General features: G+C 47.4%; 11 protein-coding genes. 9 read left to right on the top strand and 2 right to left on the bottom strand.

Annotation, left to right across the window (positions count from 1 at the left end):
• Positions 1-157 precede the first annotated feature (157 nt).
• A complete protein-coding gene (locus AC0TWI_RS00690; protein WP_488124412.1) occupies positions 158-991 on the bottom strand; it encodes a MurR/RpiR family transcriptional regulator in 834 nt (277 codons plus the stop codon).
• Positions 992-1162: 171 nt separating this feature from the next.
• Here AC0TWI_RS00690 and AC0TWI_RS00685 point away from each other — a divergent pair, with 171 nt between their 5' ends.
• The 6 genes from AC0TWI_RS00685 to AC0TWI_RS00660 are packed head-to-tail and all read left to right on the top strand — an operon-like array spanning position 1163 to position 4324.
• Positions 1163-2035, top strand: coding sequence for a DUF8171 family membrane protein (locus tag AC0TWI_RS00685; RefSeq protein WP_488124411.1), 873 nt, complete (start codon positions 1163-1165; stop codon positions 2033-2035).
• Positions 2025-2501 carry an energy-coupling factor ABC transporter ATP-binding protein gene (locus AC0TWI_RS00680; protein WP_488124410.1) on the top strand — a complete coding sequence of 159 codons (477 nt, stop codon included), beginning with the start codon at positions 2025-2027 and terminating at the stop codon, positions 2499-2501. The genes AC0TWI_RS00685 and AC0TWI_RS00680 overlap by 11 nt, the downstream gene beginning before the upstream one ends.
• Positions 2498-2725: a hypothetical protein gene (locus tag AC0TWI_RS00675; protein WP_488124409.1), complete on the top strand. Its 228-nt coding sequence runs from the start codon at positions 2498-2500 to the stop codon at positions 2723-2725. Before AC0TWI_RS00680 ends, AC0TWI_RS00675 begins: the two co-directional genes overlap by 4 nt.
• Positions 2700-3272, top strand: a complete 573-nt coding sequence (locus AC0TWI_RS00670) for an energy-coupling factor transporter transmembrane component T family protein (protein ID WP_488124408.1) — start codon at positions 2700-2702, stop codon at positions 3270-3272. The genes AC0TWI_RS00675 and AC0TWI_RS00670 overlap by 26 nt, the downstream gene beginning before the upstream one ends.
• A 3-nt stretch (positions 3273-3275) precedes the next feature.
• On the top strand, positions 3276-3542 hold the full coding sequence (locus AC0TWI_RS00665) for a hypothetical protein (RefSeq protein ID WP_488124407.1): 267 nt from the start codon (positions 3276-3278) through the stop codon (positions 3540-3542).
• A complete protein-coding gene (locus AC0TWI_RS00660) occupies positions 3539-4324 on the top strand; it encodes a PHP domain-containing protein (protein ID WP_488124406.1) in 786 nt (261 codons plus the stop codon). The genes AC0TWI_RS00665 and AC0TWI_RS00660 overlap by 4 nt, the downstream gene beginning before the upstream one ends.
• A 627-nt stretch (positions 4325-4951) precedes the next feature.
• Here the strand turns inward: AC0TWI_RS00660 and AC0TWI_RS00655 are convergent.
• The gene (locus AC0TWI_RS00655; RefSeq protein WP_488124405.1) at positions 4952-5878 is read right to left on the bottom strand and encodes a nuclease-related domain-containing protein; all 927 of its coding nucleotides are present in this window, start codon (positions 5876-5878) and stop codon (positions 4952-4954) included.
• A gap of 114 nt (positions 5879-5992) precedes the next feature.
• Between AC0TWI_RS00655 and mutM the strand changes: the two genes are divergently transcribed.
• The 3 genes from mutM to AC0TWI_RS00640 all read left to right on the top strand — a co-directional run bounded on the left by mutM (position 5993) and on the right by AC0TWI_RS00640 (position 8791).
• Positions 5993-6793: a bifunctional DNA-formamidopyrimidine glycosylase/DNA-(apurinic or apyrimidinic site) lyase gene (mutM, locus tag AC0TWI_RS00650; protein ID WP_488124404.1), complete on the top strand. Its 801-nt coding sequence runs from the start codon at positions 5993-5995 to the stop codon at positions 6791-6793.
• A complete protein-coding gene (locus AC0TWI_RS00645; RefSeq protein ID WP_488124403.1) occupies positions 6790-7626 on the top strand; it encodes a deoxyribonuclease IV in 837 nt (278 codons plus the stop codon). Before mutM ends, AC0TWI_RS00645 begins: the two co-directional genes overlap by 4 nt.
• 76 nt (positions 7627-7702) lie before the next feature.
• Entirely contained in the window at positions 7703-8791 is a 1089-nt protein-coding gene (locus AC0TWI_RS00640; RefSeq protein ID WP_488124402.1) for an NAD(P)-dependent alcohol dehydrogenase, read from the top strand.
• The last annotated feature ends 96 nt before the right edge of the window (positions 8792-8887 follow it).

The following is an 8887-nucleotide window of genomic DNA, read 5'->3' as shown; positions in this document are numbered from 1 at the left end:
TGGCCGTGAACTTACGTAAGTTTACGGCCAACACAGCAAGTGGATCCTAAATTTATACACAATAAAAAGAGAAAGGTGAAATTGTCTTGCTCAATTTCACCTTTCTCTTGGTTAGAGACTAGTTATGTCCCAGCCTCTTTTTGTCTTGATGCTGCGGCTATCTTGGCAGCATGTCCTTGTATTTTTTTCGTAATTGGTTCAATTCTTTTAGCTTTGCGAGCGATTTCTCCTTCTGATAGATGCCAATCCCGATAATTAAATTTTCAATGAGGAAGGTCGGGGCAACCATGGAATGGAATTCCGCCAGTTCCCCCCGGCTTGCATAAAGGGTGATGTCCGCATACGTATGAAAATCAGAAACAAGTCGATCTGTGATGACGATGGATGGGCATTGAATATCCTTCGCATGATTGAGAATCACGCATGTTTCCGGGTGTAAGCGGACGAAGCCGAATAAGAGGACAACATCATCTTTTTCAAGGTGGACCAATGATTCGAACAGTTCATGGCCGCTTTTGGAAAAGATGTGAACCTTCAGGCCGAAGCGCGCCAGCCGGAATTGCAGCAATTGGGCAAGGCCTCCAGATGGGCCAGGGCTGTACACGTAAATGGTATTAGCAGCAGCCAAAGCTTCAACGGCCATTTTGAATGGTTCGGAAGAGGAATGACGGACCGTTTCCTGTAGGTGATGCATGCTCATCGCAAGCAGTTCATCTGGCATGTCATGGGGTTCTGCCTGGTTCATCATGTTTTCCAGCTTGTTGGCAGGGGTGATTTCCATTCTTTCTTTCAGCTGCTTTTTGAACTGCCTAAAATTTTCATAGCCGATGGATTTCCAAAAACGAGATACGGTAGCATTGCTTACTTGAAGCTGCTCCGCCAGCTCCGTCTCCGTCATATACAGGACCGACTCGATATTCTTCTGCAAAAAGTCTGCAATCCTTTTTTGTTTAGGGGTTAGATTTTCGATTGACCAATTTATTTCCACCATTACTTACCTCGACACTCCTTCCTCTGTGAAATTAGTTTACCATAATGAAAAATATTTTTCTTTTAATTTTATATGAAAATATTTTTACGCAATATCTATATAAGGTTGACCATCTCTTAATACTCCGCTGTTATCGTTAAGGTGAACAAAAAAAGGAGGATTGAAGTGGTCATGGCAAAGAAAGTTCCGTATTCACTGACACAGTCTCAAAAAATGATGGTTTTTATTTTGTCGATGTCGTTGTACGGCCTCTCCAACATGTTTACTGAACTCATCCCAAGTGTGCAATTGGGGCCGATCGAACTATCTGTTGAGTATTTTGCTTTTATTCCGTTGACTCTTTGTATTTTGTTCCACCCGCTATACGCAGCAATCGGCGCTTCGTTGGGGGAGATTATTTTCGGTGAGCTGATGCTCGGGCAATTCGGAGGAATCGGGGAAATTGAAAAGTTCATCACCTTTTCTCTCGGCATGTATATCGCGGGAATTTTGGTGAGAAATCCATTGAATAAGCTGCAAGTGGGAGTCGCCGTCATGTCGGGATTGATCGTTCACCACCTTTTGGGAATGATCGTCGACATCGGAAAGGTTTGGGTTGGTATTGAAGAGCTTGAAGCGGTGAAGGGACTTGCGGAAAGTGTCGTCTTGATCGAAAGTGTCGCCTTTTTGAATGATCTGCTATTCTCAGGAATTTTGTTTGCCTTGCTGCCGACGCTTTATCTTGTGCCGCGTCTCTATGGGAAGATCGAGCCATTGCTCGGAATGAAGCCACGGGATAACAAGGTGAGATACTCCATGAATGAAATCATCACGCCGAAATTGGTCGTGGCGGGCGTCGTTTTTTCAGCGATAGCCGTTGCTGCCGAGTTCATGTCAGAAACGGAGTTTAATTTCGGTGAATGGGAAGTGGATTTCCTGGAGATGTTCGGAGAATGGTTCATTTGGATTATGATCGGAGTGGCGGCCCTGATTTCGCTCATCACGATTCTCATCATGACCAGAAAAAATAAGGAAACGAGAAAGGATATGCGCAATGTCAGTTAAACCAATCATCCAGTTGAGAGACGTGTCATTTTCTTATCCGGGGGCAGAGGAACTGATGCTGAAGGAAGTGAACCTGGACATTTATCCCGGAGAGTTCACTGCCATCATCGGCGGCAATGGATCAGGGAAAACGACCCTTTGCAAAACGTTCAATGGCCTGATTCCTCAATTTTACGTTGGTGATTTCCAAGGAGACGTGTTCGTGGATGGACTGCATGCGAATGATCATACGGTCGCTCAGCTTTCGAAAAATATCGGATACGTGTATCAGGATTTTGAAAACCAACTGCTGCGGCCGACCGTTATGGATGACGTTTCATACGTTCCTTTGAATTATGGGTTGAAGGATTATAAAGAACGCGGAGAGTGGGCGCTCGAGGTGACGGGCCTTTCCTTCCTTCGCAATGAATTTATTTGGCAGCTGAGCGGCGGGCAAATGCATCTTCTAAATGGGCGAATCGTGTGATAGTGATGAATAAGGGGAGAATCATTCGCGATGCCGACAAGAAGAGTGTTTTTGAAAGTGAAGAGTTGATGGAGCAGGCGGGGATCGCTCCGCCGCAAATCGTGAAAGTGAGCCGAGAGTTGGGCGTGACGCCGCTCTGCTACACGGTTGATGAATTTGTATCACGCTATCATCCAATTGCCGAGGAGGGCGGGAAAATTGAACTTTTCACAGAGTTTGCGTGACAAACTTTCGATCGAATACGTAAAGGGCGAGCTGTTGAAAACTGCCTACGGAAACAGGGATACGTTCCTCGCATCTCTCGATCCGCGCACACTTTTGGCCTGGTATGCGTTTTTCGGGATTGTTCCCTGGTTCATTCACAACAAAGCGATTTTAAGCGGCTTTCTTTTGCTAATGATTCTTATGACCGCCATTTCCCGGGTCAGCCCGCTGATTTTGATTGTTTTATGCATGGGCCTTTTAGGGGAAGTCGGTGTCCTTCTCATCATTTCCTTGTTTTTCGGAGGTGGTCTTGGGTCCTTGCTGCCGATGTTTTGGCTGACGGTGAAACTGGCAATCATTGCCCTGGCAAGCATTGCCGTCTTTACGAGCATGGATCCCGAACGGTTCAGTGATGCCTTGCTCAGCATCGGCGTTCCAGGCCAGGCTTTCTTTAGCATTGCTTTCGGTTACCGGATTTGGCCGACGTTGATGGAGGAATTCCAACAGGTTTTCCTCTCCTACCGCCTGCGCGGAAAGGCACCCGAATCGAACGGGATCTTCTATTGAAGAATGATTTATTACTATATGAAAATACTGGTCATGTCCTTTTATCCGCTGATTTTAAACAGTGCGAAAAGATCACGGACGACGGTGGAAGCGCTGGAGACAAAGGGCTTCAGCTATGCAAACACCAACAAAGAAGTGAAGAAAATGAAGCTTGCCCATTTTTCATTCGGCAGGAGAGACTATGGATTCCTAGTCGGTTCGGTTTTGTATGTATTATGTGTATTCTGGCTGGGAACGAATTACCAAATTTGTGGGGGACAAAAAGGATGAAAATCGACTTTCATACACATGGGAAACTATCAAAGAAGGTAGAGTTCTCACTGGATTATTTTATCGAGATGGCGGAGTCTGCAAAGGAGAGCGGCCTTGATGCCATCGCACTGACCGAACATTTTAACACGCGTCGGTTTTCGGACGTATACGACACTTTGGACCGTGAATTTCCGTACGTGGACAATTACTATGACGTCAATGGGCTGAAGGTGTTCCCCGGCATGGAAGTGGACATCCAAGAGACGGGGCATATTCTTTTTATCGGCAAAAGAGAAGAAATCCGCAGCCTTCGCGCGGTGCTTGAACCCTTTACGGAAAAAGGCGGCTTCATCCCGTTTGAAACATTGCTGAACGAAGCTTCGGTCTACCCATTTCTCATCATTGGTGCCCATCCGTTCCGCGAAAGCACTCCGCTTTACCAATTGAACAAGGACCTGCTCTCCCGGCTCGATGCTTTCGACTTAAATGGCAAGGATCTGTTTGTCCAGGGAATCCGCAGCAATACCGAAAAAGTGGCCGCGTTCGCTGAGGAAATCGACATTCCCGTCGTCGGCGGCAGCGACACTCATCAATCGTTGCAATACGGAGTGGTCGTAAATGAGCTAGGCGCTCGTTGCGATACAGTAGCGGAATTGAAAAAAGCAATAGCCGACTGCAACTACAAACTCTATGTGTCCCCGTATTTGTATGCGAAAGTGGACGCAGCCCAGAAAAAGAAGGAACAATTAAAAGCACAGATGAAAATGGCGGAGGGGCAGGTTGTATCGGCAGCTAAGTAGATTGATTCTGTCACATATGCCTGACGGCCGGGTCATCAGGTAGCGAGGGTCACTTAGAGCTGTCCAATGTGCCATTCGTGCGGTAATCGGTGAGCGAAGGTCACATAGAAGAGCTCAAAGAGCCCTTCGTGCGATAGTCGGGTATGCGAAGGTCACATAGAAGTGATCTATGTGACCTTCGTGCGGTAATCGGTGAGCGAAGGTCACATAGAAGAGCTCAAAGTGCCCTTCGTGCGATAGTCGGGAGTGCGAAGGGCATATAGAAGAGCTCAAAGAGCCCTTCGTGCGATAGTCGGTGTGCGAAGGTCACATAGAAGTGATCAAAGTGCCCTTTGTGCGATAGTCGGGAGTGCGAAGGGCATATAGAAGTGATCAAAGTGCCCTTCGTGCGGTAATCAGTGTGCTAAGGTCACATAGAAGTGATCTATGTGCCCTTCGTGTGATTGTCGGGTGTGCGAAGGCCACATAGAAGAGCTCAAAGAGCCCTTCGTGCGATAGTCGGTGAGCGGAGGGCATATAGGGCCTTTAGAGTTTTTTTAGGCCCAAACGCCCCAAACGCCCAAGGCGACAGTTGCCACAGGTATGCCATAAAGTTTCGTACGAACAGATATGATAGGCACCAGGAATTCATTCAACTGGATTTTTTGCAATATAGTGGGTGTGACGTAAGGTTCCGACGGCCGTTAGGTTTTCGTTAAGGACTCGTCTGATTGATTTTTTGGATGGGATGATTTGGCACCAGTCGTGTATGAGGGCTGTTGTAATTTGAGCATTCGGAAACAGAAGCTGGTATTGTGTAATGTTTCGGATGATGGCTTCGGCAGCGATTTCTATTTGGCCGCACTGGGCGCATCCGATTGAGCGGCGGCTGATCATGAGAGTAGAAAAGGAGTTGCATGCATTACATGGTATTCCTTTTCGAAGGTCAGAAAAATGATAAGGCGGCAGTCTATTGTAGGGGGATTCGGTTATATGGCTGCTGATCAGTTTTTCGGCGAGCATATGTGCTTTTCTGCCGGGTTCGCGTTGCTGCATTTTCAGTTGATCCATTAGTCGGTTTAATTGCGTTGGCAGGATGAGGGGGAAGTCCAAGGGGGCCTGAAAGAGGGAGAATTCGTGATTGATGAAGATGAGGCGCGCCTCGATCGGGATGGTCAATCGGAGTTCTTGTAGCAACTGGCGGAACATGGATTCAGAGCGAACTAGCTGGAGGACGGGGCTTTTGATTTCTATTCCGGCGGTTGTGTACCATTTGTCCGCTTCCACATAATAGTCACCCTCGAAATTTTTCACTTCAAAAAGATATATTTTCTTTTCGGAAATCAAGAGGGCATCGATCTGGAACATGCTGCCGCTATGCTCAAGCAGCAAGTCGTGAAGGATCAGCCAGCCGCTCGATACGGTTTCCAGCATTTCTGCAAATTTCTGTTCCCCCTCATGGCCTTTCTCCAAGTTCAAGTAACGCTGCAGCTGGTCAGCGCTTTTCTCCTGCCGTGCCATCACAAACTTTAATAATTGCAGCCTTCCAGATGGTTCATACGGTTTAATGATCATTTTTCACTACCTCTCTTAAAGAATCTATTCTCCCTGATTTTACCATATCAACAAGGGCCATCCTCATGATTTCACGAATTTGCGGAATACTGAATGTGAAATGGAGGAATGGCGATGCCTGAATTGCCGGAAATGGAAAACTATAAAAATTTGTTGCAGCAGCTCGTTGCAGGCCAAAAAATCTCTGCTATTGAGATTAATCGAGAAAAGTCGATCAATCTGCCTGTTGCTGATTTTCAACGGCAGGTCACATCCCAGAGAATTATAGCAATTGACCGACGGGCAAAGTACTTGATCTTTCGACTGGAATCAGGTGTCTCTCTGCTTTTGCATTTAATGCTCGGCGGCACGATGTTTTATGGATCACAGGAGGAGAAGCCTGATCGGACGGTCCAGGTTCAATTGTCATTTGGCGGACGCCATTTGTATTTCATCGGGCTCCGCCTTGGCTACTTGCATCTTTTGACACCTGAGCTGTTAAAAAAAGAGCTGGAAAAACTCGGGCCTGAACCGCTCGCTCCTGCTTTTTCCGAAGAAGCTTTCCTCGCAAGGATGAAGAATAAAAGAGGGGGCTTGAAAACAACACTATTGAATCAGGATGTGATCGCCGGGATCGGCAATCGCTATTCCGATGAAATTTTATGGCATGCGGAATTGTATCCGGACAGAAAGTGCAACGAGTTGGATAAAAATCATCTTGTCCGCCTCTATCGATCCATCCGGTTTATTTTGCAGCGGGGAATCGAAAACGGCGGATACATGGGGCCGCTTTACAACGGGGACAACCGGACGGGCCGCTATCAGATGGCCGTTCATGACCGGGAAGGCGAGGCGTGCAGCCGCTGCGGCGCAGCCATTGTCAAAATGGAGCACTCCTCAAGGAACACATTTTTCTGCGAGAACTGCCAGCGATGAAATTCGGTTGCCATCTTTCCATCAAAGAGGGCTATTTCGGAGCCGCACGGCAAGCTTCCTCCATGAACGCCGCCTCTTTTCAATTCTTCCCGAAAAACCCCCGGAGCCTGTCTGTGAAGGATTTCAACAGAGAAGATGCGGCGCTGTGCAAAGCCTTTTGTCTGGAAAAAGGGATTTTGTCCGTCGGGCATTCACCTTATCCCACGAGTTTAACCCCACAGAGCAAAGTGAAGGAAACACAGGTGATCGAGTCATTGCTGAATGATTTGGACATCACGGATGCTTGCGGAGCCATCGGAGTTGTCGTCCATTTCGGGAAGCCGTCGGCAGGATTGGACATCCTCGAGAGCTATAGGCTGATGATCCATGTGCTTGACGAAACATTGGAGCGGTGGGATGGCGAGGCGAAAATCCTGCTTGAAAATAGTGGAGCCTTGCCTGGTGCGATGGGAACAACATTGGAGGAGCTTGTCCAGATCCGCAGCCTATGCCGGCATCCTGAAAAAGTCGGCTTCTGCCTCGATACATGCCATGCGTTCGCAAGCGGTCTATGGGACGGTGACAATTGGACGGAGGTTATGGAAAAGGGGATAGCACTCGGTTATTTTGATCAATTGCTCGCAGTCCATCTCAATAACTCCAAGTATCCAGCCCTTCAAGGCAAGGACCGGCATGCGCCAATATTCGGGAATGGTTACATAGCCGTAGAGCAGTTTGATCAACTGATAACTACTCCTGAACTCGCACAGCTTCCGTTTATTTTGGAAACGCCGAAGGAAGAAATGCCGCATGAGGAGGAGCTTAGGCTTTTGTTTGAGAAATGGCGAGGGTAAGGCCGGAGCATAGCAAACTAGGATTTGGGAATAAAAATAAATGGCTCATCATGAAAAGGAATGGAGTGTACATCGTATGAAAATCAAAGCAGCTGTAACTCATGGGCAAGGCGAAGAGTTCAAAATTGAAGAAGTGGAATTGGCGGAACCGAAGGCCAATGAGGTGCTGGTGAAGATTGTTGCTTCCGGTGTCTGTCACACCGATGCGGTTGCTCGGGATGCGGGATTGACCCCGTACCCAGTTGTATTGGGGCATGAGGGATCGGGAATTGTTGAAAAAGTGGGCGATGGCGTAAAAACAATTCAACCGGGTGATCATGTTGTGTTGTCTTTTGCCCATTGCGGGCACTGTGAAAATTGTTTGACGGGTCATCCGACAGTTTGCACTCAGTTCAATTTGTTGAATTTCGGCGGAAAGATGGAAGACGACACACACCGGCTCCATCAGCATGATCATGGGCTTTCAACATTTTTTGGACAGTCATCGTTTGGAACCTATGCGGTTGCAAATGAAGGAAACGTGGTAAAAGTGGACAAGGATGTGGATCTGGCATTGTTAGGTCCTTTAGGATGCGGAATACAAACGGGCAGCGGAACCGTATTAAACCGCTTGAAACCCGAGTTCGGAAGCTCCATTGCCATTTACGGTACGGGCGCCGTCGGGCTGAGTGCAATCATGGCGGCCGCGATAACGGAGTGCAAACACATCATTGCCGTCGATATCCATGACGGCAGGTTAGAAATGGCAAAGGAACTGGGAGCAACCCATGTCATTAACAGTAAAAATGAAGATGTTGTGGAACGAATTATAGAGATTACAAAGGGGGGTGTCCAGTACGGTGTCGATACGACTGGCGTGCCGGTTGTCGTTAGGCAGGCCCTGCATGCACTTCGTCCGTTGGGCCAGCTGGCGATTGTCGGCGTGACACCTGTTATGGAAATCAATGTCCACGAAGATATCATGGCAGAGGGCAAAACGATGGTCGGGGTCATTGAAGGAGATGCCGTTCCGAAACTGTTTATCCCTGAACTGATTGAGTACTATAAGCAAGGCAGGTTTCCATTCGATAAATTAGTGAAATTCTATGATTTCAAAGATATAAACGAGGCATTTGAGGATTCTAAAAAAGGGATGGCCATTAAACCGATTGTGAAAATTGGCTAATCCCGGAGGTTATAAGCCAATCAGATTAGATGACTGGTTTGGTTCGAATTGGGTTGGGTCTTCAATATTCGTAATCAAGCTTAAGTAGCCGATAGC

The sequence above is a fragment of the Lederbergia sp. B243.17 genome (assembly GCF_057657925.1).
The sequence above is the reverse complement of the archived record's forward strand: the minus strand, read 5'-3'. Positions and strand labels throughout refer to the sequence as shown.

What these genes read in the sequence shown, in the direction of transcription:
- AC0TWI_RS00690 (WP_488124412.1), bottom strand. Translation starts at nt 991, where the DNA reads ATGGTGGAAATAAATTGGTCAATCGAAAATCTAACCCCTAAACAAAAA.
- AC0TWI_RS00685 (WP_488124411.1), top strand. Translation starts at nt 1,163, where the DNA reads ATGGCAAAGAAAGTTCCGTATTCACTGACACAGTCTCAAAAAATGATG.
- AC0TWI_RS00680 (WP_488124410.1), top strand. Translation starts at nt 2,025, where the DNA reads ATGTCAGTTAAACCAATCATCCAGTTGAGAGACGTGTCATTTTCTTAT.
- AC0TWI_RS00665 (WP_488124407.1), top strand. Translation starts at nt 3,276, where the DNA reads ATGATTTATTACTATATGAAAATACTGGTCATGTCCTTTTATCCGCTG.
- AC0TWI_RS00660 (WP_488124406.1), top strand. Translation starts at nt 3,539, where the DNA reads ATGAAAATCGACTTTCATACACATGGGAAACTATCAAAGAAGGTAGAG.
- AC0TWI_RS00655 (WP_488124405.1), bottom strand. Translation starts at nt 5,878, where the DNA reads ATGATCATTAAACCGTATGAACCATCTGGAAGGCTGCAATTATTAAAG.
- mutM (WP_488124404.1), top strand. Translation starts at nt 5,993, where the DNA reads ATGCCTGAATTGCCGGAAATGGAAAACTATAAAAATTTGTTGCAGCAG.
- AC0TWI_RS00645 (WP_488124403.1), top strand. Translation starts at nt 6,790, where the DNA reads ATGAAATTCGGTTGCCATCTTTCCATCAAAGAGGGCTATTTCGGAGCC.
- AC0TWI_RS00640 (WP_488124402.1), top strand. Translation starts at nt 7,703, where the DNA reads ATGAAAATCAAAGCAGCTGTAACTCATGGGCAAGGCGAAGAGTTCAAA.